The organism is Pseudazoarcus sp. NS36 (assembly GCF_059703705.1).
Map to the genome: position 1 here is coordinate 621,521 of NZ_BAAKJA010000001.1, position 25,019 is coordinate 646,539.

24 protein-coding genes, 1 tRNA gene and 1 rRNA gene are annotated in these 25,019 nt (G+C 64.0%); 8 read left to right on the top strand and 18 right to left on the bottom strand.

The features are described 5' to 3' along the window. Positions 1 to 18: 18 nt before the first annotated feature. The 10 genes from der to AC6H0R_RS02975 all read right to left on the bottom strand — a co-directional run bounded on the left by der (position 19) and on the right by AC6H0R_RS02975 (position 10,202). Positions 19 to 1,347 carry a ribosome biogenesis GTPase Der gene (der, locus tag AC6H0R_RS02930; RefSeq protein WP_497579837.1) on the bottom strand — a complete coding sequence of 443 codons (1,329 nt, stop codon included), beginning with the start codon at positions 1,345 to 1,347 and terminating at the stop codon, positions 19 to 21. A 20-nt stretch (positions 1,348 to 1,367) separates the two neighbouring features. Beyond that, on the bottom strand, positions 1,368 to 2,510 hold the full coding sequence (gene bamB / locus AC6H0R_RS02935) for an outer membrane protein assembly factor BamB (protein WP_497579838.1): 1,143 nt from the start codon (positions 2,508 to 2,510) through the stop codon (positions 1,368 to 1,370). Positions 2,511 to 2,513: 3 nt separating this feature from the next. Beyond that, positions 2,514 to 3,161: a YfgM family protein gene (locus tag AC6H0R_RS02940; protein WP_497579839.1), complete on the bottom strand. Its 648-nt coding sequence runs from the start codon at positions 3,159 to 3,161 to the stop codon at positions 2,514 to 2,516. Then, positions 3,148 to 4,449 (bottom strand): histidine--tRNA ligase, encoded by a 1,302-nt coding sequence (hisS, locus tag AC6H0R_RS02945; protein ID WP_497579840.1) that lies wholly within the window; start codon positions 4,447 to 4,449, stop codon positions 3,148 to 3,150. Before hisS ends, AC6H0R_RS02940 begins: the two co-directional genes overlap by 14 nt. Beyond that, positions 4,446 to 5,711, bottom strand: coding sequence for a flavodoxin-dependent (E)-4-hydroxy-3-methylbut-2-enyl-diphosphate synthase (ispG, locus tag AC6H0R_RS02950; protein ID WP_497579841.1), 1,266 nt, complete (start codon positions 5,709 to 5,711; stop codon positions 4,446 to 4,448). Before ispG ends, hisS begins: the two co-directional genes overlap by 4 nt. 3 nt (positions 5,712 to 5,714) lie before the next feature. Further along, complete coding sequence (locus AC6H0R_RS02955; protein WP_497579842.1) at positions 5,715 to 6,686, bottom strand: RodZ domain-containing protein; 972 nt, start codon at positions 6,684 to 6,686, stop codon at positions 5,715 to 5,717. Beyond that, positions 6,683 to 7,498 carry a type IV pilus biogenesis/stability protein PilW gene (gene pilW, locus AC6H0R_RS02960; RefSeq protein ID WP_497579843.1) on the bottom strand — a complete coding sequence of 272 codons (816 nt, stop codon included), beginning with the start codon at positions 7,496 to 7,498 and terminating at the stop codon, positions 6,683 to 6,685. Before pilW ends, AC6H0R_RS02955 begins: the two co-directional genes overlap by 4 nt. Before the next feature lie 10 nt (positions 7,499 to 7,508). Further along, positions 7,509 to 8,624: a dual-specificity RNA methyltransferase RlmN gene (rlmN, locus tag AC6H0R_RS02965; protein WP_497579844.1), complete on the bottom strand. Its 1,116-nt coding sequence runs from the start codon at positions 8,622 to 8,624 to the stop codon at positions 7,509 to 7,511. A 42-nt stretch (positions 8,625 to 8,666) separates the two neighbouring features. Next, complete coding sequence (gene ndk, locus AC6H0R_RS02970; RefSeq protein ID WP_497579845.1) at positions 8,667 to 9,092, bottom strand: nucleoside-diphosphate kinase; 426 nt, start codon at positions 9,090 to 9,092, stop codon at positions 8,667 to 8,669. 114 nt (positions 9,093 to 9,206) lie between these two features. Then, positions 9,207 to 10,202, bottom strand: a complete 996-nt coding sequence (locus AC6H0R_RS02975) for a TRAP transporter substrate-binding protein (RefSeq protein ID WP_497579846.1) — start codon at positions 10,200 to 10,202, stop codon at positions 9,207 to 9,209. A gap of 76 nt (positions 10,203 to 10,278) precedes the next feature. Between AC6H0R_RS02975 and AC6H0R_RS02980 the strand changes: the two genes are divergently transcribed. Both AC6H0R_RS02980 and AC6H0R_RS02985 read left to right on the top strand, forming a co-directional pair. Beyond that, complete coding sequence (locus AC6H0R_RS02980; protein ID WP_497579847.1) at positions 10,279 to 12,264, top strand: sensor histidine kinase; 1,986 nt, start codon at positions 10,279 to 10,281, stop codon at positions 12,262 to 12,264. Then, entirely contained in the window at positions 12,261 to 12,866 is a 606-nt protein-coding gene (locus tag AC6H0R_RS02985) for a response regulator transcription factor (RefSeq protein ID WP_497579848.1), read from the top strand. Before AC6H0R_RS02980 ends, AC6H0R_RS02985 begins: the two co-directional genes overlap by 4 nt. Here AC6H0R_RS02985 and tilS read toward each other — a convergent pair. The 5 genes from tilS to AC6H0R_RS03010 form a co-directional block, all read right to left on the bottom strand. Continuing rightward, positions 12,863 to 14,188: a tRNA lysidine(34) synthetase TilS gene (gene tilS / locus AC6H0R_RS02990; RefSeq protein WP_497579849.1), complete on the bottom strand. Its 1,326-nt coding sequence runs from the start codon at positions 14,186 to 14,188 to the stop codon at positions 12,863 to 12,865. The genes AC6H0R_RS02985 and tilS overlap by 4 nt on opposite strands. Next, positions 14,157 to 15,125, bottom strand: coding sequence for an acetyl-CoA carboxylase carboxyltransferase subunit alpha (locus tag AC6H0R_RS02995; RefSeq protein WP_497579850.1), 969 nt, complete (start codon positions 15,123 to 15,125; stop codon positions 14,157 to 14,159). Before AC6H0R_RS02995 ends, tilS begins: the two co-directional genes overlap by 32 nt. Before the next feature lie 199 nt (positions 15,126 to 15,324). Continuing rightward, on the bottom strand, positions 15,325 to 15,990 hold the full coding sequence (locus tag AC6H0R_RS03000) for a Bax inhibitor-1/YccA family protein (protein ID WP_497579851.1): 666 nt from the start codon (positions 15,988 to 15,990) through the stop codon (positions 15,325 to 15,327). A gap of 101 nt (positions 15,991 to 16,091) precedes the next feature. Further along, positions 16,092 to 16,928 carry a DMT family transporter gene (locus AC6H0R_RS03005; RefSeq protein WP_497579852.1) on the bottom strand — a complete coding sequence of 279 codons (837 nt, stop codon included), beginning with the start codon at positions 16,926 to 16,928 and terminating at the stop codon, positions 16,092 to 16,094. An 87-nt stretch (positions 16,929 to 17,015) separates the two neighbouring features. Further along, positions 17,016 to 17,102, bottom strand: a tRNA-Leu gene (locus AC6H0R_RS03010). A gap of 49 nt (positions 17,103 to 17,151) precedes the next feature. Between AC6H0R_RS03010 and queA the strand changes: the two genes are divergently transcribed. The 5 genes from queA to secF all read left to right on the top strand — a co-directional run bounded on the left by queA (position 17,152) and on the right by secF (position 22,585). Continuing rightward, a complete protein-coding gene (gene queA / locus AC6H0R_RS03015; RefSeq protein ID WP_497579853.1) occupies positions 17,152 to 18,192 on the top strand; it encodes a tRNA preQ1(34) S-adenosylmethionine ribosyltransferase-isomerase QueA in 1,041 nt (346 codons plus the stop codon). Then, a complete protein-coding gene (gene tgt / locus AC6H0R_RS03020) occupies positions 18,182 to 19,309 on the top strand; it encodes a tRNA guanosine(34) transglycosylase Tgt (protein ID WP_497579854.1) in 1,128 nt (375 codons plus the stop codon). Before queA ends, tgt begins: the two co-directional genes overlap by 11 nt. A 61-nt stretch (positions 19,310 to 19,370) precedes the next feature. Beyond that, positions 19,371 to 19,691, top strand: a complete 321-nt coding sequence (gene yajC, locus AC6H0R_RS03025; RefSeq protein ID WP_497579855.1) for a preprotein translocase subunit YajC — start codon at positions 19,371 to 19,373, stop codon at positions 19,689 to 19,691. 98 nt (positions 19,692 to 19,789) lie between these two features. Next, a complete protein-coding gene (gene secD / locus AC6H0R_RS03030) occupies positions 19,790 to 21,628 on the top strand; it encodes a protein translocase subunit SecD (RefSeq protein WP_497579856.1) in 1,839 nt (612 codons plus the stop codon). 24 nt (positions 21,629 to 21,652) lie between these two features. Then, complete coding sequence (secF, locus tag AC6H0R_RS03035; RefSeq protein ID WP_497579857.1) at positions 21,653 to 22,585, top strand: protein translocase subunit SecF; 933 nt, start codon at positions 21,653 to 21,655, stop codon at positions 22,583 to 22,585. A 65-nt stretch (positions 22,586 to 22,650) separates the two neighbouring features. On the opposite strand, the gene AC6H0R_RS03040 is transcribed toward secF, so the two are convergent. Next, positions 22,651 to 22,968, bottom strand: a complete 318-nt coding sequence (locus tag AC6H0R_RS03040; protein ID WP_497579858.1) for a DUF2322 family protein — start codon at positions 22,966 to 22,968, stop codon at positions 22,651 to 22,653. 29 nt (positions 22,969 to 22,997) lie between these two features. Further along, positions 22,998 to 24,365 (bottom strand): adenylosuccinate lyase, encoded by a 1,368-nt coding sequence (gene purB, locus AC6H0R_RS03045; protein ID WP_497579859.1) that lies wholly within the window; start codon positions 24,363 to 24,365, stop codon positions 22,998 to 23,000. Positions 24,366 to 24,457: 92 nt separating this feature from the next. On the opposite strand from purB, the gene apaG reads away from it, so the two are divergent. Further along, positions 24,458 to 24,841: a Co2+/Mg2+ efflux facilitator ApaG/CorD gene (gene apaG, locus AC6H0R_RS03050; protein WP_497579860.1), complete on the top strand. Its 384-nt coding sequence runs from the start codon at positions 24,458 to 24,460 to the stop codon at positions 24,839 to 24,841. A gap of 75 nt (positions 24,842 to 24,916) precedes the next feature. On the opposite strand, the gene rrf is transcribed toward apaG, so the two are convergent. Next, positions 24,917 to 25,019: ribosomal RNA gene (gene rrf / locus AC6H0R_RS03055) — 5S ribosomal RNA — on the bottom strand; the annotation flags it as partial.

The window sequence follows — 25,019 nt, forward strand, 5'->3', positions numbered from 1 at the left end:
ACTTCCCCCGGCAGGAGTTCAGGCCTTGTCGGCATACGGGTTGTGTGCCGTCTTGAACTGTACCCGCAACGGCGTGCCCTGAAGCTTGAAGGCTTCGGTGAACGTCCGCTCAAGATAGCGCACGTAGGCCGCCGGCACTTTATCGAGCGCAGAGCCGTGCACCACGACGATCGGCGGATTGCTGCCGCCCTGGTGGGCATAGCGCAGCTTGGGGCGGAACACGCCGGCACGCGGCGGCGCCTGCTTGACGAGGGCGGCCTGCAGCACGCGGGTCAGGCGCGGCGTGGCGAGCTTTGCCATGGCGGCCGCGTAAGCGGCATCGACGGACTTCATGACCGCAGCCAGACCGCTGCCCTTGAGTGCCGACACATAGTGGAAGCGCGCAAACGACAGGAAGCCGAGCTTGCGCTCGATATCGCGCTTGACCGTCTCGCGACGGTAATCGTCGATGGCATCCCACTTGTTCACGACCACCACCAAGGCACGACCGGCATCGACGATGAAACCGGCGATGTGGGCATCCTGGTCCGCAATGTCCTGCGCTGCATCTAACACCAGCACCGCGACGTTGGCCTCCTCGACGGCCTGCAGCGTCTTGATCACCGAGAACTTCTCGATGGCCTCGAAGACCTTGCCCTTGCGGCGCAGGCCGGCGGTGTCGATCAGCGTGTAATGACGACCGCCGCGCTCGAACGGAATCTCGATGGCGTCACGGGTGGTACCCGGCAGGTCGAAAGCGATGACGCGCTCTTCACCAAGCAGCCCGTTGATGAGCGTGGACTTGCCGACGTTGGGACGGCCGGCGATGGCAATACGCGGCCCACGGGAAGGATCCTCATCCGGCTCGCCATCCACCGGAAACGGCGCCAGCACATCATTGATGACCTGGGTGACGCCGTCGCCATGGGTTGCCGAAATCGGCAGCGGCGTACCCAGCCCGAGCGCGTGGAATTCAGCCGCGACCACGTCGCGGCGCATGCCTTCGGCCTTGTTCACAACCAGATGCACAGGGCGGCCGGAACGGCGCAGACGCGCGGCGATCTGCTCGTCGTGAGGCGTCAGTCCGACGCGGCCGTCGACCAGGAACAGCAGGACGTCGGCCTCTTCGATGGCGCGCTCGGCCTGCTGGGCCATCTCGTGCATGATGCCGGCCTTCACGACCGGATCGAAACCAGCCGTATCCACGACCAGATAGTCGCGCTCACCTACGCGGCCGATGCCGTAGTGGCGGTCGCGCGTGAGGCCCGGCATGTCCGCGACGAGTGCATCGCGGGTACGGGTGAGGCGGTTGAACAACGTCGACTTGCCGACGTTGGGGCGTCCTACGAGGACGATGGTGGGTTTCACGTTGACCTTGTGTGTTGTTCTTATTGGATCTCGAAGGCCTGCACCGAGCCGTCGCGCGTCTGCACGACGAAGCTGCGCTCGCCCAGGCGGCGCGGCGCGGCTTCGATGGCTCCGTCGGCGCGACCACGGGCGATGAAGCCGCCCTGTGTGCGATCGAGCACGTGTACATAGCCTTCAAAGTCGCCGAAGACCACGGCATCACCGACGATCAGCGGACGCGACAGGCGGCGCAAGGCCATCGGCCCCTGCTTCCACAGGCTCACGCCGCTGCGGGCATCAAGGCCATGCACGGAATCGTCGGCGGAAGTGATGACGACCATGCCCTCGTCACGATCCAGACCGGTGCTGCTGGAAAATTCGCGCGTCCAGATCACGCTGCGCGAGCCCAGATCAAAGCACGACACGCGCCCCTGATAGGCCACTGCGCAAGCCTGGCTGCTGCTCAACACGGCGGTTCCGGCAATGTCGGTGACGCGTTCAAGCTCGGTAACGCCGCGCGGGGTGGCGACGGTCAGCTCCCACAGCGGTGCGCCATTGTCGAGGTTGAGCGCCAGCAGCTTGCCGCCGGGGAAACCGATGATGGCGAAGTTGCCTTCGACCTGCATTCCGGCCGTCGCACGCAGGGAAAGCGGCGGCACGCTGCGCGAGTAGATCCAGCGACGCTCGCCACTGCCGACGTCAAAACCAAGGACGCGGCTATCGGACGCTCGGATGGCAATCGTGCGCTCCGACACTCCCGGCGGCGCCAGCACTTCGACCCCTGCCGGCTTGCGCCATTTCTCGCTGCCGTTCTCGGCGTCGAGCACGATCAGCTCCCCGCGGACGGTAACCACGGCGACATGGCGACCATCGCTGCCAACGCCGGCAGTCAGATCGCTGCCGACATCACGGCTCCAGCGTGTGCGCCCCGTCTCGTCAATACGGGCAACCGTACCGCCAGCTCCGGCGGCATAGACCGACCCGCCCACCACCACCGGCTGGAACAGATAGCCATCGCCACCACCGACCCGTGCCTGCCACAGCGGGCGGATCTCCACCTTGGGCTGGAAAGCAGGCGGCTCGGCCGGCTTGGGCGCCTTCGCAGCAAAGGGGTTGAGCGAAGAGCAACCGGACAGCGCGAGTCCGGCAACGAGCAACAGTGCAGACGCGGTGATGGGCCTCATATTTCAGGACTCCAGGGATTCGAGCTTGATACGGATGATCGAACGCGCCATGTCGTTTGCCTGCCCACTTTCGGCGCCGAGCGCGGCAAGTGCGGCGGTGTAGGCAGCGCGGGCCTCGTCGCGACGTCCGGCGGCGAGCAGCACGTCGCCCTTCAGGTCGGCATACCGTGCGGTCAGCGCGACTTCGGGGTCTGTCGACAGACGCGCCAGAGCCTCGTCATGACTGCCTTCGTCAAACAGCAGGACGGCCAGGCGCAGACGCGCGAGGTCACGCAACACCGCGTCGCCGCTGTTGTCGGCGACCCATTCCAGCTGGGCACGTGCGTTACGCGGGTCACCGCCATCCACCTGCACGGCCGCGGAGAGCAGCGAACCCAGCGCAGCATAGGGCGAACCGGCGTGCCCTTCGACCAACTGACCGGCGGCGTCGCGCGCCCGGGCCGCATCACCGGCGGAAGCCGCCTGCTGCACGGCGTAGTACAGGGAGGCGGCCTCGGCCGACTGCTTGTCCTGATACCACTTCCAGCCCTGCCAGCTGACCGAAGACACAGCCGCCGCCACGATCAGGGCCGTCACGTACTTGCCGTACTGCTCCCACCAGGCCTTGATCTGGGAGAGTTGTTCCTGTTCTTCAAGGTCATAGTGCGCCATCGTCTTCCTCGTCTTCCTTGAATAGATATTCGACTACCGCGTCGGCCAGCGAATCGAGCGCGATACGCTGCTGCGCACCCGGCCCACGCAGAGGCTTCAAGCCCGCTTCGCCAGCTGCGGCCTCGTCATCGCCGATGATCACGGCGAGCATTGCGCCGCTGGCATCGGCCTTCTTCATCTGCGACTTGAAGCTGCCGCCTCCACAATGCATCAGCACGGCAAAGCCGAAACCACGCAGCGCCTCGGCAGCGCGAAATGCCACGCGCTGGGCTTCGGCACCGGAGGCCACGACGTAGACATCAGGCTGCGGTGTCTCGGCCTGACCGCCGCTCTCCTGCCACAGGGCCAGCAGGCGCTCGATGCCGATGGCAAAACCGGCCGCCGGCACACTCTTGCCACCGAGCAGCTCGACCAGCGTGTCGTAGCGGCCGCCAGCGCAGATCGTACCTTGCGCACCGAGCTTCGTCGTGACCCATTCGAAGACGGTACGGTTGTAGTAATCGAGGCCGCGCACCAGCCGGTGGTTGATGCGGTAGGGAATGCCTGCGTCGCGCAGCACGCGCTGCACGCCGTCGAAGTGCTCGAGCGATTCGGCACCGAGGTGATCGAACAGTTTCGGCGCCGCTTCTACGATTTCCTGCAGCGCCGGATTCTTGGTGTCGAGAATGCGCAGCGGATTGGTGTGCAGGCGGCGCTTGGCGTCGTCATCGAGCACGTCCTGGTGCTGCTCGAGGTAGGCGATCAGCGCAGCGCGGTGCGCCTTGCGCTCGTCGGCCGCGCCAAGCGAGTTGATCTGCAGCTCGACGTCCTGAATGCCCAGATCGTCCCACAGGCGCGCGCACATCAGGATCAGTTCGGCGTCGATGTCCGGGCCGGCAAAGTTCAGCGCCTCCACCCCGATCTGGTGGAACTGGCGGTAGCGGCCTTTCTGCGGGCGCTCGTGACGGAACATCGGGCCGTGGTAGTACAGACGCTGACCACCACCATGCAGCAGGCCATGCTGGATTGCGGCGCGCACGCAGGACGCCGTGCCTTCCGGACGCAAGGTCAGGTTTTCACCGTTGAGCGCATCCTCGAAGGAGTACATCTCCTTTTCGACGATGTCCGTGACTTCCCCGATGGCGCGCTTGAACAGCGGCGTGTGCTCGACGATGGGCATGCGGATGGGGCGGTAGCCGTAGCTGCGGAGCCAGTCGCGGACGATGTCCTCGAAGTGCTCCCACAATTCGGCATCGTCGGGCAGGATGTCGTTCATCCCGCGCACGGACTGAAGATTGTTCTGACTCATTGAATGTTTTCGCTGGAGCGGGTCTGCCCCGCCTTTTTCGGATATTTTTTGGCGACGTAGTCGTCGACGAGGGCGCGGAATTCTGCGGAGATGTTGTCGCCACGCAGGGTGACCACCTTTTCGCCATCGATATACACGGGCGCGGCCGGGCTCTCGCCGGTACCGGGCAGCGAGATGCCGATGTTGGCGTGCTTGCTTTCGCCCGGCCCATTCACCACACAGCCCATGACCGCCAGCGTGAGGTTCTCGACGCCGTCACGCTCTTCGCGCCAGATCGGCATCTGCGCCCGCACATAGTTCTGGATGCTGGAGGCCAGCTCCTGGAAGAAGGTGCTGGTGGTACGTCCGCAACCCGGGCAGGCCGTGACCATCGGCGTAAAGGCGCGCAGGCCCATGGTCTGCAGGATCTCCTGAGCGACGATGACTTCCTCGGTGCGCTTGCCGCCCGGCTCAGGCGTGAGCGACACGCGGATGGTGTCGCCGATGCCTTCCTGCAGCAGCACCGCCAGCGCGGCGGTGGAAGCGACGATGCCCTTGGACCCCATGCCGGCTTCGGTCAGACCCAGATGCAAGGGGTAATCGCAGCGGCGCGCCAGATCGCGATACACCGCAATCAGGTCCTGCACGCTGGAAACCTTGGCCGACAGGATGATGCGATCTCCCGCCAGGCCGTATTCCTCGGCCTTGGCAGCGGATTCAAGCGCCGACACGATCAGCGCCTCACGCATCACCGCGCCGGCGTCGCGCGGTTCCGCGAGTTTGGCGTTGGCATCCATGATGCGCGCCAGCACGGACGGGTCGAGGCTGCCCCAGTTCACGCCGATGCGCACCGGCTTGTCGTACTTGCAGGCGATCTCGACGATGGCCGCAAACTGCGGGTCACGCTTGGTGCCGGCGCCGACGTTGCCGGGGTTGATGCGTAGCTTGGCCAGCGCCTCGGCGCAGGCCGGGTATTTGGTCAGCAGCGTGTGACCGTTGTAGTGGAAGTCGCCGACCAGCGGCACGTCCATGTTCAGGGCCAGCAGGCGGTCGCGGATGTGCGGCACGGCCTTCGCGGCTTCTTCGTTGTTGACCGTGATGCGCACCAGCTCCGAGCCGGCGCGAGCCAGCTCGGCCACCTGCATCGCGGTGCCGAGCACGTCTGCGGTATCGGTGTTGGTCATCGACTGCACGACAATCGGTGCGTCGGAACCGATCAGGACGCGGCCGATGCGTACCTGACGCGTCAGCCTGCGCGCTGCGGACGAGAAGGATTCGACCATCGCCTACTCCACCGTCAGCCGGGCGACACCGCCCGACGACGTATGCGGCCCGAGTTCAATGTTGCGCCCGGCGTGCTCGAGACGCACCCCGGCGGCGTTGCCGATGACAATGGTGAACGGGCGCTGCCCCTGCACGACACGCACCGAGCCGGCACCGCTCACGCCCGCATACAGACGACGATCACGGTTGTCGCGCACATCCAGCCAGGATTCCTGCTCAAGCCGGAAAACCAGGCGCCCCGGGCCGGAAGTGACTTCGGCTTCGGTCGCAGCATCGGCTATCGGCGCCTCCTGGACCTCCGCCACAGGCGCTGCGGGGCTCACCGCTTCGGCCGCCGGCTCCACCGGTAAAAGCTGCTCGGGCAAGGGCTGCACCGCGGGGGCCGCCACAGACGGCGGTAACACCACCAGCCCATCCTGCTGCCCCTCGCCTTCACCAACCTCTTCGCCAAGCGGCGGACCAAATCCCTCGGCCTCCGGCTCGATGACCGGACCCGACACAGCCTCGGAAACCTGCGCGCCATCCGACGAGCCCGGATTCGGATCGAATCCATCGAAGTACCACGCCAGCGCGCCCCCCAATACCAGCACGAACAGACCCGGCACAAGCAAGCTGCGCATGCGGGAAGGCTCGCCCGACATCGGCAGGATGCCCTCGGCGTTGGTCATCGGCGTCAACTCGATCACCGACGCACCCGTACCCCAGCGCGCAGCCACCATGGGCTCGACGTTGACACCGAGATGTCGTCCGTAATTGCGCACAAAACCCTTCACGAAAGCCGGCCCGGGCAACTCGGCGAAACGCTCGTCCTCGATCGCCTCAAGCTGCCTCACCGACAGCTTGAGCGCCCGCGCAACCTCCGACAGCGACTCACCGCGCGACTCGCGCGCAGCACGCAACACGGCACCCAGCGGCGGAATCTCCCCCCCCGCCTGCTCGCCGATTTCGTTGCCGTCGGTACCGTATTCAGTCACTCGTATTCACCCTTCTTCATCAAAAGGTATTGCGGCGAATCCTTGAAGCGCCCCTCCAGCTGGGCCGCATAACTGGATTCGGCCGCGCGATTACCCAGCTTGCGTTCGACGCGCAAACCGAGCCAGGCCGATTCAGGTGACGGCTCAGATCGCCGATGCAAGGACACCAACAGCCGTTGCGCACCCGCGTAATCGCCTTGTCGATAAAGCACCTCGGCCAGCCCATACTGCGAAATCAGATTCTCGGGCTGCAAACCTAAAGCACGACGAAAATACTTTCCCGCATCATCCAGCTCTCCCGCTCTCAAATGGCACAGACCAGCATTTGTCAAAGGCCTCGCGGGAAAGCGGAAGTAGGGATTGCGCGCAGCAATATCGAGGCGTCGCAACCCCTCAGCCTTGTCACCATTCAGGCACAAATACCAGCCGTAACTATTGTTGAAATCGGGGTCCTCAGGCGCTGCACTCAACGCGCGCAGGAAATTCTCACGCGCAGCCGAGTTGTCATCGATAAGCATGTACACCAGCCCCATGAGATGGAAGGCTGGTGCAAAGTTCGGCACGTGCAACAACGCGACCCTAGCCTCGTCGAGCGCCACATCGTAGCGACCGATATCGAAATAGGCGGTTCCGAGCTCCACATGGACCATCGCACCGCGCTCGGACTCATTGGTCGGCGGAAGATCGAGCAACGGCCGGGCAGCCACCGGAGACCCATCGCCGAAACCACCGCCCCCGCTCCCGCCACCCGTCGCGCAGCCCGCCAGCAACACCACCGCCGACACCGACATCACCGCCCATGTGCGCTTCATTCCCACCCCCTCATGTATTGACCAGCCGCAGCGTGCGCCGCGTGCGATCCTGCACCTGACCGGCGAGTTGCCCACAAGCGGCATCGACATCATCCCCACGTGTCTTGCGCGTGGTGGTGACGATGCCGGCGTCGATCAGGATCGCCGCGAAACGCCGGATGCGGTCAGCCGGCGAGCGCCGGAAATCCGAACCCGGGAAAGGATTGAACGGTATCAGATTGAACTTGCACGGCACGTCGTGCACCAGCTTGACCAGTTCGCGGGCGTGCTCGTCAGCGTCATTGACGCCGTCCAGCATGACGTACTCAAAGGTAATGAAGTCACGCGGCGCACGCTCCAGATAGCGGCGGCAGGCGGCCATCAGCTCGACCAAGGGATATTTCTTGTTGATCGGCACCAGCTGATCACGCAGCGCGTCATTTGGCGCATGCAGGGATACGGCCAGCGCCACCGGGCATTCATCGCGCAGCCGATCCATGGCCGGCACGATGCCGGACGTCGACACCGTCACGCGACGACGCGACAGGCCGTAGGCGTTGTCGTCAAGCATCAAGCGCAACGCGGTGACGACGTTGTCGAAGTTGGTCAGCGGCTCGCCCATGCCCATCATCACGACGTTGCTGATGATGCGGCCGTTGTCCTTCTCCCCCGCATCCAGGTCCGGCGCAGCGTCGCGGGCCGCGCCGAGCAGGCGATTGGCCAGCCACAGCTGTCCGATGATCTCGCCCGCCGAAAGGTTGCGGTTGAACCCCTGCTTGCCGGTGGAGCAGAACGCGCAGTCGAGCGCGCAGCCGGCCTGCGAGGACACACACAGCGTGCCGCGGCTGGTCTCGGGGATGAACACCGTCTCGACGGCGTTGGCATTGCCGACGTCGAGCAGCCACTTGCGCGTGCCGTCGGTCGACACACTGTCACGCACCGGTTGCGGCGCGCCGATCACGGCCAGATCCTTGAGCTTGGCGCGCAAGGACTTGGCGACGTCGGTCATGGCGTCGAAATCATCACAGCCTTCGCGGTGAATCCAGCGCATCACCTGACGCGCGCGGAAGGGCTTCTCGCCCATTTCGGCGAACCAGGCGACAAGACCGTCGCTGTCGAAATCGAGAAGGTTAACCGGCGTACTCATTAGTGGCGAGGCCGGCACCCTTGCGGGCACCGGCCAGCATCCTCAGCGGCTGTGGACGTTCAGGCCCGGGAAGAAGAAGGCGATTTCGGCCGCGGCCGTTTCCGGCGCATCGGAACCATGCACGGCATTGGCGTCGATGGAGTCAGCGAAATCAGCTCGAATGGTGCCGGCGTCGGCCTTCTTCGGATCGGTCGCGCCCATCAGATCGCGGTTCTTGGCAATGGCGCCCTCACCTTCCAGCGCCTGCACCATGACCGGACCGGAAATCATGAACGACACCAGATCCTTGAAGAACGGGCGCTCCTTGTGCACTGCATAGAACTGGGCAGCCTCGCGCTCGGACAGGTGCATCATGCGGGCAGCCACGACCTTCAGGCCGGCGCCTTCAAAACGCTGGTAGATCTGGCCGATGACGTTCTTGGCAACAGCGTCGGGCTTGATGATGGAAAGGGTGCGTTCGATGGCCATGCGAAATCTCCGATTAGCGGGGCTGTCGTCGACGACAGCGGGTGTGGATAAAGCCCTGTAGTTTAACAGCGAAGCCACGCTTTCTCACGCGCTTTCGGCTGCGGCACAGCGCCGTCAGTCACCGCCCTCGCGAAAGCCTGTGGCCTGGTAGATGTCGCGCAACAGATCCTCCCCGATCCGGTTGGCGGCACTGCGATGCACCGGTAGCAAGGCGCGCCGGAAGGCGTCCCGCTCCTCCGCTGTCAGCTCATAGATCTTGGTCGTGCCGGCTGAGCGAATCGCCGCCAGCGCAGCCCGGTTCTCCTCGCGCGCGATATGGTTGGCGTAATGGGTGGCTTCGCGCATGGCGCGTTCGAGCTGGCGCCGCAGACTGCGCGGCAAGCTGTCCCAGAAACGCTTGTTCACGATCACGGCATAGCCCAGATAGCCATGCTCGGTCAGCGCCAGGTACTCCTGCACCTCGTGCATGCGCTGCGTGTAAAGATTCGAATGCGGATTCTCCGTTCCATCGACGACGCCCACCCGCAGCGCCTCATACACATCGGAGAAGGCCATCATGTGCGGCACCGCACCGAGCGCCAGCATCTGCTCCTCGATCACGCGCGATGACTGGATGCGCATGCGCTTGCCAACCAGATCGGCAGGTGATCGGATCGGCGTATTGGCGGAAAACGATTTGAAGCCGTTGTCCCAGAATGCCAGCCCCTTGATGCCGCGAACTTCCAGCAGCTCCAGCAGCCGCTCACCGATTTCGCCTTCGGTCACCGCCCGCAAAGCTTGCCGGTTCTCGAAAATGTAGGGCAAATCGAAGACTTCGAAGGCGGTCGCGCCGAGCACGCTGAACTTGGCCAGCGACGGTGCCAGCATCTGCACCGCACCGAGTTGCAATGCTTCCATTTCCTCGCGGTCGGCATACAGCGAACTGTTGGCATAGACCTCGACCTTCACCCGGCCGTCGGTCAGCTCGTGCGCACGACGCGCGAAGAACTCCGCCGCCTTGCCTTTCGGCGCATCGGGCGCAACGACATGGCTGAAACGGATGATGATGGGCTCTTGCGCCCACGCCGACGGCACGCAGGCACCGAAACACATGGACAACAGAAGCGGCATGAGATATCTCACTGCTTTGCCTCCCGCGGCCCTCCGGCCGCACAATGACCGCGACACAGAAGCGCCACGCAGATACATGAACACCAGCACACTGCCTGCCAGCCACGCCCATCATTGGGCATCACGCCTGCCTTATGTGGCGCTGGTGCTGTTCGTGCTGCTGATCGGCGCCCTGATCTGGCTGACCCGCGTCCATGACGAGGACAGCCAGCGACACACGCTGATCAGCGACGTGCTGTGGATGGAACAAAGTCTGCAGTTCCAGCTTGATCGCAACGCCGCGCAGCTCGCTCAATTGGGTCCCGAGCTGGTTGTCAGTGACATCGCCAACCAGACCGACGCCCGCCTGCGCCAGATGCTGCGCGCCGAGAACGGCCTGACCCGGGTGGTCTGGCTGGACGAAGCGGGCAACATCCTCGGCGTCCTGCCCCCGCTATCGGAGAGCGCGGACGGCAGTGGCAGCATCGGCCTGCAGGCGATCATCGACCCCGACCTGTCCCGCCTTGCCCGCACCATCGGGCGCCCGGTCTACGGCCCGGTCTATCCTGCCGCGGGCGGCGGACACCAGTTCGAGGTACACATCCCGGCCTTTTCAGACTCCGGTCTGCTTGGCATCAGCGTCGGAGTGTACTCGCTCGAAGGCCTGCTCGCGCGCGAACTCCCCTGGTGGTTCACGGAAAAGTACCGCGTCAGCGTCACGGATTCGGAAGGCCGCGAGATCACCGCCCGCTCCCGCGTCGCCCCCCTGTCGGACACTCACTCCTACACCATGCCCTTCGACCCGCCGGGTCACGGCCTGATGCTGCAGATCACGGCCTACAAGGGTGATATCCGCTGGATTCCGGTTCTTCTGATCAGCTCGATTCTCGCACTCGCCATCGTCCTGCTGTGGAGCTTCTGGCAACTGCGCCTGCAGCTCAAGCGCCGACTTGCAGCCGAGCAGGCGCTGCGCGGCGAGACGCTGTTCCGCAAGGCCATGGAAGACTCACTGCTCACCGGCCTGCGCGCACGCGACCTCGCCGGACGCATCACCTACGTCAATCCGGCTTTCTGCAACATGGTCGGCTTCAGCGCGCAGGAACTCATCGGCCTACGGCCTCCAATGCCCTACTGGCACCCCGACCACATCGAGCGTCTGCAGGAAATCCACGACATGATCCTGTCGGGCCAGGGCCCGCGGGCGGGGGTCGAGGTCAAACTGCGACGCAAGAACGGCGAAGACATCGACGCCCTGATCTTCGAGGCGCCGCTGATCGACGCCTCCGGCCGACAGACCGGCTGGATGGGCTCGATCATGGACATCACCGAGCGCAAGCGCGCACGGGATCTGGCGCGCCAGCAGGACGACCGGCTGCAGGCCACCTCGCGCCTGATCACCATGGGGGAAATGGCCTCGACGCTGGCGCATGAACTCAACCAGCCGCTGGCTGCCATCAGCACCTACAACAGCGGCTGCCTCAACCGCCTGGCCGAAGGCGATGCCGACATCGACGAGCTACGCGACGTGCACGAGAAGATCGCCCGTCAGGCCTATCGCGCGGCCGCCATCATCCACCGCGTGCACGATTTCGTGCGCCGCTCCGAGCCCAAGCGCGAGCGCATCACCCTCAACGACGTCATCCGCGAAGCCATCGAATTGATGGATGCCGACGCCCGCAAACGCCAGATGCGTATCGTGCTGCATCTGGCGCCGGGCATGCCCACGCTCACGGCGGACCCGGTGATGATCGAGCAGCTCATCGTGAACCTGGTGCGCAACGGCATGGACGCCGTCGCCGGCCTGCCCGCAGAACGTCGCATCATCAGCGTCACGACACAGGAAAAGAACGGCAACCTGATCATGCGCGTGGCCGACCGCGGCCCCGGCATCGAGCCCGACCACGCCAAACGCCTGTTCGAGCCGTTCTTCTCGACCAAGCAGGAAGGCATGGGCATGGGGCTCAACATCTGCCGCTCCATCGCCGAACTGCATCACGGCCGTCTCGCCTTCGAGACCGGCCCGGACGGCGGCGCCGTCTTTGTCCTCACCCTCCCCGTCGAAATGGAACCCGCCCCGGCATGAACACACCCTGCGCACACATCGTTGACGACGACGAAGCCATCCGCGACGCCCTGCAATGGCTGCTCAAAACCCGCAAGATGCCCTGCACCACGTGGGCCAGCGCGGAGGAATTTCTCGGCGCAATCGGCCCGGACTGGGCCGGCTGTGTGGTCCTCGACATCCGCATGGAAGGCATGAGCGGGCTCGAATGCTTCGACGCGCTCCGCAGCCGCGGCAACACCCTGCCGGTGATCTTCATCACCGGCCACGGTGACGTTCCCATGGCGGTGGCTGCGCTCAAGAATGGCGCCCACGACTTCATCGAAAAACCGTTCAACGACGGCGACCTGATCGCGGTCATCCAGCGCGCCATGGAAATCGACGCCGAACACCGTCAGGCCCAGAGCGCCAGTCAGGCCGTCAGCGAACGCCTCACCCTGCTCACCACACGCGAGCGCGAAGTCATGAGCCTGATTCTCGAGGGCAAGTACAACAAGGTCATCGCGGACGAACTGAACATCTCGATGCGCACCGTCGAAGCCCACCGTTCACGCATCTTCGAGAAGATGTCGGTGCGCTCTGCGGTGGAACTGGCGCAGATGCTCAAGGGCGCGGCGCTCTAGCCGCGCACCCACTCCAGCATCAGACCCGGCTCTCCGGCGGCACACGCTGCCTCCGGCGCCAGGCCGACATCGGCTACCCATACCGGCTGGCCATCGAGATACAGCACGGGCAAATGCCCACGCAGCCAGGCCGGCACGCCGGCTTCCTGGCACAGGTTCTTGAACGTATGTCGCGGCCGTCCCACGCCGATGCGCATGCGTAGACCTTCGCGGCGCACATCCAACACGACCTCCGACGCCGCCTGCAGGCGGGCCAGACTCACCCCCGCGCCGCAGGCCTCGACCAGCCGCAGGCCACCGCTGCCCCATGGCAACTCGGTTTCGCCGCGCCACACAACCGGTTGCGGCGCACTGCCCAGCTGCGGCTCAACCCACACTTCGCCGCGATGTACGCAGCAAACCGCCGCGCCCAGTGGCAGATAGAGTGAAGCGGCATCACTGCTACGCAGCTGGCGGGCCGCCTCGATCAAGCGCGCGCGCGGCGGAGCTTCAAGCTCCAAGGCGTGGATGCGAAAGCGGATCAGGTTACGCAGCCGCGGCTCGGGCAAGCCCCGCAAGGCATCGATGCGCAAGCGCTCGCCGCCACAGGCAGCCGCATCGATTGCGGCAAGATCCGCCAGCAAGACATCCGCCTCGCGGAAGTTGGCGGCCGAGCGCGCGAGCATGGTTGAAGCCGCCGGAAACGCCGCTTCAATACGCGGCAGGATGTCGTGACGCAGGAAATTGCGGGCGTGCCGCGAGTCGGCATTGCTCTCGTCTTCCACCCACTCCAGAGCGTGGCCCCGGGCGTACGACAGAATTTCCGCGCGGCGAGCGCCGAGCAGCGGACGCAAGCGCCACGGCTCAATCACGCTCATGGCCGCCGCACCGCGCACGCCGGCACCGCGCAGCAGGCGAAACAACACGGTTTCAGCCTGATCATCCTGGTGGTGACCGAAGACCCGCCAATCAGCGGCTACGCTGGCGAGCGCAGCGTGTCGGGCGGCACGCGCCGCCGCTTCCAGCCCGTCGGGGTGGTCACGCTGAACCGCGACATGCAGGGCCGAAAAAGGAACGTCGAGATGTGCGCAGAGCGCAGCGCAATGATCCAGCCAGCGCCCGGCATGCGGGCTGAGGCCATGATGGACGTGCCCGGCAACCAGCGAAAAGCCGGCCGCGGAGCGCAGCCCGGCCAGCACATGCAGCAAGACAACCGAATCGACGCCACCGGAAAGCGCAAGACACAGACGGCTGCCGGCACCGACATTCGCCTCTTCCAGCACCGCCGCCACGCGAGCGGCGAGCGGCGCCTCAGGCGGCGCTTGCGTCCTTGAAGCGGCCATAACTCATCAGGCGCTCGAAGCGTCGCTCGACGAGCTCGTCCACGGTCAGATCGGCCACCTGACGCAGCGCCTCCTGCAGCGCCTTGTGCAGACGTGCAGCCATGCCCGCGTGGTCACGATGTGCGCCGCCAACCGGCTCCGGCACCACGGTATCGATAAGTCCAAGGCCGAGCAGACGGTCGGCAGTAATACCCATGGCCTCGGCTGCAACGGAGGCCTTCTCTGCGCTCTTCCACAGAATGGACGCGCAGCCTTCGGGCGAAATCACGGAGTACGTCGAGTTCTGCAGCATCAGCACCTGATCGCCCACGGCAATGGCCAGCGCGCCGCCCGAACCGCCTTCACCGATCACGGTGGAGATGATGGGCACCTTGAGTTCGGCCATCACGTACAGGTTGCGGCCAATGGCTTCGGACTGGCCACGCTCCTCTGCACCGATGCCGGGGTAGGCGCCCGGGGTATCGACAAATGTGAAGATCGGCAGACCGAACTTCTCGGCCAGACGCATCAGGCGCATGGCCTTGCGATAGCCTTCGGGGCGCGGCATGCCGAAGTTGCGTGCAATCTTTTCCTTGGTGTCGCGCCCTTTCTGGTGCCCGATGACGACGCAGCCCTGCCCGTTGAAGCGCGCCAGACCTCCGACGATGGCCTTGTCGTCGGCAAAGCCGCGATCGCCATGCAGCTCTTGGAAGTCGGTGAACATGTGCTGCACGTAATCAAAGGTGTAGGGCCGCTGCGGATGACGTGCGACCTGCGAAATCTGCCAGGGCTGCAGCTTGGCGTAGAGCTCGCGGGTAAGCGTTTCACTCTTCTTTTCCAGCCGTGCAATCTCGCCCGAGATGTCGACCGCGGGGTCGTCCTGCACGAAACGTAGTTGCGCGATCTTTTCTTCGAGCTCGGCAATCGGCCGTTCGAATTCCAGAAAGGTGGTCTTCATCATTGCTGCCCCAGCATGTCCGGTTATCGGCCGACGTCCGGCTGCCTGATCCGGCAACGCGCGCGACCGTGAAACCCCGCATTGTAAACACATCGCTCCGATGCACGCATGCAGCACGCAACCGGCGGATATGACAACGGGCGCCCTGGGCGCCCGTTGGGTCTAGCCGTTTTGCGCCATTGCCAGCGCGCAACAGGCCTCAGTCGCTGTTCATCACCCCCAGCAGGTGCAGCAGGCTGGTGAAGAGGTTGTAGATCGAAACATACAGCGTGACGGTCGCCATGATGTAGTTGGTTTCGCCGCCGTGGATGATGGCGCTGGTCTGATACAGGATCAGGCCGGACATCAGCAGCACGAACATCGCCGACACCGCCAGCGAAAGCGCCGGCATCTGGAAGAAGATCGCCGCCAGACCGGCCAGGAAGGCGACCAGAATGCCGACCATCAGGAAGCCGCCCATGAAGGAAAAATCCTTGCGGGTGGTCAGCGCGTAGCCCGACAGGCCGAGGAAGATGGCGGCCGTACCGCCCATGGCCTGCATCACGATCATGCCGCCGTTGGGCAGCGCCAGGTAGTACGACAGGATGGGGCCCAGGGTGTAGCCCATGAAGCCGGTCAGCGCGAACACGGCGAAGATGCCGCCGGTGCTGTTGCGCAGCTTGGTGGTCAGGAACAACAGGCCGAAGTAGCCGACCAGCGTCAGGATGATGCCCGGATGCGGCAGACCAAGCGCCATCGACATGCCGGCGACGACGGCCGAGAAAGCCAGCGTCAGCGACAGCAGGACGTAGGTGTTGCGGATGACCTTGTTGGTGGCCAGCACCGAAGTTTCACTGCGGTTGCCCGAAATGGTGCGATCAATCATGGAATCACTTCCTCCTGATATTGAGTCAGTTCTGCTGGCACGACGGGGTCGGCCATGTGCTCACTAAGACTCAATGATGATAACCGAGTTCCACGTCTTTTCTACGTCCGGCGCCCGTGGATCACAAGCGCGATGCCGCCCAGCGTGACCACCGAGGCAAGCACCAGACGCAAACTCAGCGGCTCCGCCAACAACGCGACGCCGCCGAGCGCCGCCAGCGCCGGCACGCTGAGCTGAACCGTCGCCGCCGCGGTACCGCTCAGACCGCGCAACGCGGCATACCAGATGGCGTATCCCACACCTGAAGCCAGCGCCCCGGAGAGCGCGGCCAGCACAGCCCCCGGACCATCCACCGCGAGCCATGGCAGGGCCAGCAGGGCCGCAGCCAGCGCCATCGGCACGCTGCGCAGGAAATTGCCTGCGGTCGTGGCCAGCGGATCGGTGTTGCCGCGCCCGCGCAGCGAGTACACCCCCCAAGCCATGCCGGCCAGGACCATCAGCACCGCTGCCAGCCACGGCGGCGCCGTGGCACCAGGCGCCACCAGCGCGACCAGCCCGCCGATCGCCAGGGCGAACCCGAGACATTGCCACGGCGCGAATCGCTCACCACGCCACAGGGAATACAGGATCATGGTTGCCTGAACGGAACCGAACAGCAGCAGCGCGCCGGCACCGGCAGACAAACCGACGTATGCGTACGAAAAGGCAATGGCGTAGGCAAACAATGCTGCCGCAGAGCGCCAGTCACCGTGCGACTGTTTGGCGGCCGAAGTGCGCAAGCGCAGGATCACCCACAGCACCAGGGCGCCGGAGACCATGCGGATCAGCGTAAAGGAGGCGGGGTCGATGCCGGTGTCGCGCAGAGCCAGGCGACACAACAGGGAGTTCGCAGCGAAAGCAGTCATCGCCAGCGCGGTCAGCGCGAGGATGCGGGCCATGCGACCTCCGGGGGAAGGGTGATGCCTGGAGCTGCGAATGCTATCATCCGCCCCCTGCAGCGCCGGGCCGGATGACACGATTTCGAGTGGTGCCGGGAGGGGGACTCGAACCCCCACGCTGTTGCCAGCGGCGGATTTTGAATCCGCTGCGTCTACCGATTCCGCCATCCCGGCCGGGAAAGAGCCGCGTATTATCCATGCCCCCGCCCCAAGCGGCAACACGATGCCACTGACTCTCGACGATTTCGACTATCCCCTGCCTCCAGAACGCATCGCGCAGCAACCGCTGCCCGACCGTTCGGCCAGCCGTTTGCTGCTGCTGGATGACGGCGCGCTCGAAGACCGCATGTTCCGCGAGCTGCCCACGCTGATCGAGCCGGGCGACCTGCTGGTGTTCAACGACACGCGCGTGATTCATGCCCGCCTGCTTGGCACCAAGCGCGACACTGGCGGCCGTGTGGAAGTGCTGGTGGAGCGCGCCATCGGCACACACGAGGCTCTGGCGCAGGTGCGCGCGAGCAAATCTCCCGCCACCGGCACCGTGCTGCATCTGGCGGAAGCCTTCGATGTCACCGTGGTCGGCCGCGTCGGTGAGTTCTTTCATCTGCGCTTTCCGGCGGATGAAGATCTGTTCGCGTTGCTCGAGCGTTACGGCAAGGTACCACTGCCTCCTTACATCGAGCGCGCTGCCGACGACACAGATGAATCGCGCTACCAGACGGTATATGCCCGCGAGCCGGGTTCGGTGGCCGCGCCCACGGCCGGCCTGCACTTTGATGAAGCCATGCTGGATCGCCTGCGTGAGCGCGGTGCCGGCATTGCCTACATCACGCTGCATGTTGGTGCCGGCACCTTCCAGCCGGTGCGCGTGGACGACCTCGGCGAGCACCGCATGCACCGTGAGCGCTACGTCATCCCGCGTGACACGGTCGAAGCCATCCGCCGCACCCGGGAGGCCGGCAAACGCGTCATCGCGGTCGGCACTACCAGCCTGCGCGCGCTGGAAGGTGCGTCGCAGGACGGCACGCTGTGCGCGGGGTCCGACGACACCGGCATTTTCATCCTGCCGGGTTTCCGCTTTCAGGTCGTGGATGCACTGATCACCAACTTCCACCTGCCCAAGTCGACGCTGATGATGCTGGTGTCGGCCTTTGCCGGCATGGAGCCGATCCGGCGCGCCTACGCTCATGCGATCGCCCATGAATACCGATTCTTCAGCTACGGCGACGCCATGTTCATCGCCCACCGCAACGATGCAGTTTGATCTCCTCGCCACCAGTGGCGCAGCCCGCCGCGGCCGCCTGACGCTCGCCCACGGCACGGTCGAAACGCCGGTGTTCATGCCGGTCGGCACCTACGGCACGGTCAAGGCCATGACGCCGCAGATGCTGGGCGACATCGGCGCGCAGATCTGCCTCGGCAACACCTTTCACCTGTGGCTGCGGCCCGGGCTGGACGTAATCACGGCACACGAAGGCCTGCACCGCTTCATGGCGTGGGACAAGCCGATCCTCACCGACTCGGGCGGTTTTCAGGTATTCAGCCTGGGCGCCCTGCGCAAGATCACCGAGGAAGGCGTGAAATTCGCCTCGCCGATCGACGGCGCGAAGCTGTTCCTGACGCCGGAAGAGTCGATGCGCATCCAGACGGTGCTCAATTCAGACATCGTCATGATCTTCGACGAATGCACGCCTTACCCCGCCACACGCGACGAGGCGGCCAAATCCATGCAGCTGTCGCAACGCTGGGCGCGTCGCTCGCGCGACGCCTTCGACGCACTGTGCAACCCCAATGCGTTGTTCGGCATCGTGCAGGGCGGCATGTATGAGGATCTGCGTGATGAATCGCTGGCCGGACTGGAAGCGATCGGCTTCCCCGGCTACGCCATCGGCGGCCTGTCAGTCGGCGAGCCTAAGGAAGACATGCGTCGCATCCTGGCCCACACCGCGCCTCTCCTGCCGGCCGACAAGCCGCGCTATCTGATGGGCGTGGGCACGCCGGAAGACCTGGTAGCCAGCGTGACCGCGGGCATCGACATGTTCGACTGCGTGATGCCCACTCGCAACGCGCGTAACGGCTGGCTGTTCACGCGCTATGGCGACGTCAAGATCAAGAACGCCTTCCACAAGGCCGACACGAATCCGCTCGACGAAAGCTGCAACTGCTACACCTGTCGCAATTTCAGCCGCGCCTACCTGCACCACTTGCATCGCACCGGCGAAATTCTTGGCAGCATGCTCAACACCGTGCACAACCTGCACTACTACCAGACGCTGATGCGCGAACTGCGTGAGGCGATCGAGCAGGACGATCTGGCCGGCTACACGCTGCGCTTCCGCACCGAGCGAGGGCGAGGCGCCGGATCCCCCGGAATCCCCTGACGTCCCGCGCAAATTCCTGTTGTTATAATGCCCCGTTCGACAACCTCACCCGGAGACTAGAGTGTTCATTTCAAACGCATATGCGCAGGCGGCCGAGTCGGCCACCGGCGGCTTCATGGGCCTGCTGCCGCTGATCCTGATGTTCCTGATCCTGTGGTTCCTGATGATCCGTCCGCAGATGAAGCGCGCGAAGGAGCACAAGGCCATGGTCGCGGCACTTGCCAAGGGCGATGAAGTCATCACCCAGGGCGGCATGGCCGGTCGCATCTCCGACATCGACGAAAACTTCGTGCACCTCGAAGTGGCCGACAAGGTCGACATCGTCGTTCAGCGTGGCGCCATCGCCACCGTTCTGCCCAAGGGCACGCTGCGCGCAGCCTGATGCTGCTTCACGCCGCGCGCAGGCTCCGGCCGCGCGCGGCGCTCTTCGCTGCGGTGGATCTCGCCGCACCAAGCTTCCGACACGAGTCCTGACCCCTCATGAACCGTTACCCGCTCTGGAAGAACATCCTGATAGGCCTGGTGTTGTTGTTCGGCCTGATCTACACCATCCCGAACTTCTACGGCGAAGTGCCCGCCGTTCAGGTTTCCAGCGGCAAGGCCACGGTTCAGCTGGAAAGTGCGTTGATCCCGCGCCTGACCGAGACGCTGACCACCGCCGGCATCCCGCCGACCGCAACCTTTGCCGACGAGAACAGCATCCGCTTCCGTTTCGCCGGCACCGAAGATCAGTTGCGCGCACGCGACGTGATCGAGCGGCAGCTCAATCCGGATCCGTCTGACCCGTCGTACATCGTCGCGCTCAACCTGCTGCCGGCCACACCGAACTGGCTCACCTCCATCAACGCCCTGCCGATGTACCTCGGCCTGGACCTGCGTGGTGGCGTTCACTTCCTGATGGAAGTCGACATGGCCGGTGCGGTGACCAACCGCCTGGACTCCACCTCCGGTGATCTGCGCACGCTGCTGCGCTCCGAGCGTGTTCGCCATGCCGGCATCGGCCGCGAGGGCAACAGTGTGGTCCTGCGCTTCCGTGACGCGGATCAGCGCGAAGCCGCACGCCGCGCAATCAGTTCCGAATTGACAGACCTGCAACTCGCAGACCGCGACCTTGGCGAGTCCGACCTGCGACTGGTAGCAACCCTGCTGCCGACCGCCGAGCAGACGATTCGCGAATTCGCGATGACGCAGAACATCACCACGCTGCGTAACCGAATCAACGAACTCGGCGTTGCCGAACCCATCATCCAGCAGCAAGGCGCAAACCGCATCGTCGTTCAGCTGCCCGGCGTGCAAGACGTGGCGCGAGCCAAGGACATCCTCGGCCGCACGGCAACCCTCGAGATCCGCATGGTGGATGATTCCCCCGGAGCGCTTGAGGACGCCCTCAACGGTCAGGTCCCGTTCGGCACCGGGCTCTACACAGAACGCGGCGGCAACCCGCTGCTCGTGAAGAACGATGTCGTGCTGACCGGTGACCGGCTGACCGACGCGCAGCCCGGCTTCGATGGACAGAACAACGAACCGGCCGTGTTCCTGACCCTAGATTCAGCCGGCGCACGCATTTTTCGCGACGTAACCCGCGATAACGTCGGCAAGCGCATGGCCATCCTGCTCATCGAGAAGAGCAAGGGCGAAGTCGTCACCGCGCCGGTGATTCGCACCGAAATCGGTGGCGGCCGCGTGCAGATTTCCGGCCGCATGACGGTGGAGGAAGCCAACAACGTTGCGCTGCTGTTGCGCGCGGGCAGTCTTGCCGCGCCGATGCAGATCATCGAGGAACGCACCGTCGGTCCGAGCCTGGGCGCCGAGAACATCTCCAAGGGCTTCAACTCCGTGCTGTGGGGCTTCGTCGCCATCGCCGTGTTCATGATCGTCTACTACACGCTGTTCGGTCTGGTGTCGGTCATTGCCCTGACCGCCAACCTCGGCCTGCTGATCGCCCTGCTATCCTTGCTGCAGGCTACGCTGACGCTGCCCGGTATCGCCGCCATGGCGCTGACGCTGGGCATGGCCATCGACGCCAACGTGCTGATCAACGAACGCATCCGCGAGGAGATCCGCAACGGCGTGTCGCCGCAGGCGGCTATCACCGCAGGCTACGAGCGCGCATTCGGCACCATTCTCGACGCCAACGTCACCACGTTGATTGCAGGCATCGCACTGCTGGTGTTCGGCTCCGGACCCGTGCGCGGCTTCGCCGTGGTGCATTGCCTGGGCATCATGACGTCGATGTTCAGCGCCATTCTGGTCTCCCGCATGCTGGTGAACTACATCTACGGCCGCCGTCGCAAGCTCGACAAACTGGCGATTGGCTAACCCGGACAAGCAGAGGTCGTAGTCATGGAACTGTTCCGTATCAAGAACGACATCCCCTTCATGCGCCATGCGCTGAAGTTCAACATCATTTCGCTCGTCACCTTCCTGCTGGCCGTGCTGTTCATCGTGACGCGCGGGCTGAACCTGTCGGTGGAATTCACCGGCGGCACGCTGGTCGAGGTCAATTACCCGGAGCCACCGCGTATCGAAGAAATTCGTCAGGCGCTGGCGCAGGACGGCTACCCCGACGCCCAGGTGCAGAACTTCGGGAGCTCGCGTGACATCCTGGTGCGCCTGCCCAACCGCGACGACCTCGACACCAACCGGGTGTCCGAGCGAGTACTGGCCACGCTAAAGGGCGTTGAGGGGCCTGAGCCGAATCTGCGTCGCGCCGAGTTCGTTGGCCCGCAGGTCGGCAAGGAGCTGGCTTCCGACGGCGGCATGGCGCTGCTGTTCGTGCTGGTCGGCATCATGGCCTATCTTGCGATGCGCTTCGAATGGCGCTTCTCGCTGTCCGCCATCGTTGCCAACATGCACGACGTGATCATCATCATCGGCTTCTTCGCCTTTTTCCAGTGGGAGTTCTCGCTGGCGGTGCTGGCAGCCGTATTGGCGGTGCTGGGTTATTCGGTGAACGAAACCGTGGTCATCTTCGACCGCGTCCGTGAGACTTTCCGCAAACGCCGCGGCATGACCACGCCGGAAGTCATCGACCACGCCATCACACGCACCATGTCGCGCACGGCGATCACGCACGGCAGCACCTTGATGGTGGTCCTGTCGATGCTGATCTTCGGCGGTGAGACACTGCACTACTTCGCGCTGGCGCTGACCATCGGCATCGTGTTCGGCATCTACTCGTCGGTGCTGGTCTCCAGCCCACTGGTGATGTGGCTTGGCGTCTCACGCGAACAGTTCGTGAAGCCCAAGAAGGACAAGGAAGAGGCCGTCGTCTGACGCGGTCCTCTGCCCAACAAAAAGCCCCGCAATTGCGGGGCTTTTTGTTGGGCCTTGAGCAAACCTCACACTGCGAAGTGATGCTTCACCCGCAAGGTTTCGTTGCGCTCTACCAGTCCGAACAGGCGATCAATGTTCGGATGCTTGCCAGGATTGGCCCGCGCGTCTTCCGTGTGCTCGGCATACAACTCCAGTCCCTTGCGCGCGGCATCAGGGGTAATCGCGCCGTGCAGTTGCGCAAGGTGGTTATAGACGGCCAGCGATCCGGTCTGGCCCGACTTGTTCTCGATGAGCGCACGGACACTCCCGTCCTCATCAAGCAATTCGATCGACGCCAGGTGCGAGACCTTCGGCATCTGTTTGAGATGTTCAGCAAAACTCACGTTCGCGCTTCCGTGCAGTGTGGTGTGGGTCAGATACGGCGAGCCAGTTCCGCAGCCTTGCCGATGTAGCTGGCAGGCGTCATGTCGAGCAGGCGCTGACGCTCCGATTCAGGAATTGCCAGCTGCGCAATGAAGGCCTGTAGCGCCTCGCGCGTAATTCCCTTACCGCGCGTCATGGCCTTGAGCTGCTCATACGGATTCTCGATCGCGAAACGACGCATCACTGTCTGCACCGGCTCGGCCAACACTTCCCAGCACTCATTCAGATCCGTAGCAATCTTCTCGGGATCAGCCTCAAGCTTCCCGACACCTTTGAGCATGCTGTCGAGTGCGAGCACGGTGTGGCCGAACCCGACCCCCATATTGCGCAGCACAGTCGAATCAGTGAGGTCGCGCTGCATGCGCGAAATCGGCAACTTTTCCGAGAAATGGCGCAACACTGCGTTGGCGAGACCGAAGTTACCTTCGGCGTTCTCGAAATCGATAGGGTTGACCTTGTGCGGCATGGTCGACGAACCGACTTCGCCTTCCTTCAGCTTCTGCTTGAAGTACCCCAGCGCGATGTACATCCAGATGTCTCTGCAGGCATCAATCAGGATCGTATTGCAACGAGCCATCGCATCAAACAGCTCGGCCATCGCGTCATGCGGCTCGATCTGGATCGTATAGGGGTTGAACTCCAGGCCAAGCGACTCGATGAACCGACGGTTGAAGGCCTCCCAGTCGAACTCGGGCCACGCCGACAGATGCGCGTTGTAGTTGCCCACCGCACCATTGAACTTCGCAGTCAGCGACACGCCGGCAATCGAACGACGCGCGCGCTCCAGGCGGGCAATGATGTTCGCAAGTTCCTTGCCCATCGTGGACGGGCTGGCCGGCTGACCATGCGTACGCGACAGCATCGGCACATCAGCAAGAGCGTGGGCGTGCATACGCAGCGCAGCAATCACACGATCCAGCGCCGGCAGCAGGACGTCATCGCGCCCTTCGCGCAACATCAGCGCATGCGACGCATTGTTGATGTCCTCGGAAGTGCACGCGAAGTGAATGAACTCAGACACTTTCATCACTTCAGCATTGTGCGCAAGACGACGCTTGAGCCAGTACTCCATCGCTTTCACGTCGTGATTGGTGACCGCTTCGATCTCCTTCACTGCCTCGCTATCTGCCTGCGTGAACGCTGCGATCACGCCATCCAGCTCATCGACTGCGTCCGTCGAAAATGCCGGGATTTCGTTCAAAGCAGATTCCGCAGCAAGCGCCTTGAGCCACTCGATCTCGACACGGACACGATTGCGGATCAAGCCGTGCTCGGAAAAATGCTCGCGCAAAGCGGACACGCGGCTCTCGTAACGGCCATCGAGCGGGGACAATGCAATCAGCGGGGTAACGGACATGAGGGTACTTCCGGGGAAAAGCTGGTATTTTACAGCTCAATGCTGCGAGTTCGGCAGGCAATCCACAGACGGTTCCAGAACCCCATGAAGCGATGAGCACCTCAACTACACCTGCAATTGAAGTTTCCGTGAAAACCGAGTATCTGCCAGGGCAATCCAATCCGGATGCCGGGCGCTACACCTTCGCGTATCACATCATGATCAGCAACGCCGGCACGACGTCAGCCAAACTGCTCAGCCGGCACTGGATCATCACGGATGGCGGCGGGCATGTAGAAGAAGTACGCGGTGACGGAGTGGTCGGCGAGCAGCCCGTGCTGGCCCCGGGTGAGCAGTACCGCTACTCCAGTGGCGCGGCACTGGAAACGCCGGTCGGAAGCATGCGCGGCAGCTACCAGTTCCTCTCGGCCGACGGCGTTTCGTTTTCGGTCTTGATCCCGGTATTCACGCTTGCGGTACCGCGTTCGCTGAACTGATGGGGTTGTATTTGAGTTGTCGTGGACGCAAAAAAGCCCGCTCTGTTTGAGCGGGCTTTTTTGCATATGGGGTTAGTCTGACGATGACCTACTTTCACACAGGTATCTGCACTATCATCGGCGCGGGCCTGTTTCACGTTCCTGTTCGGGATGGGAAGGAGTGGTTCCAGGCTGCTAT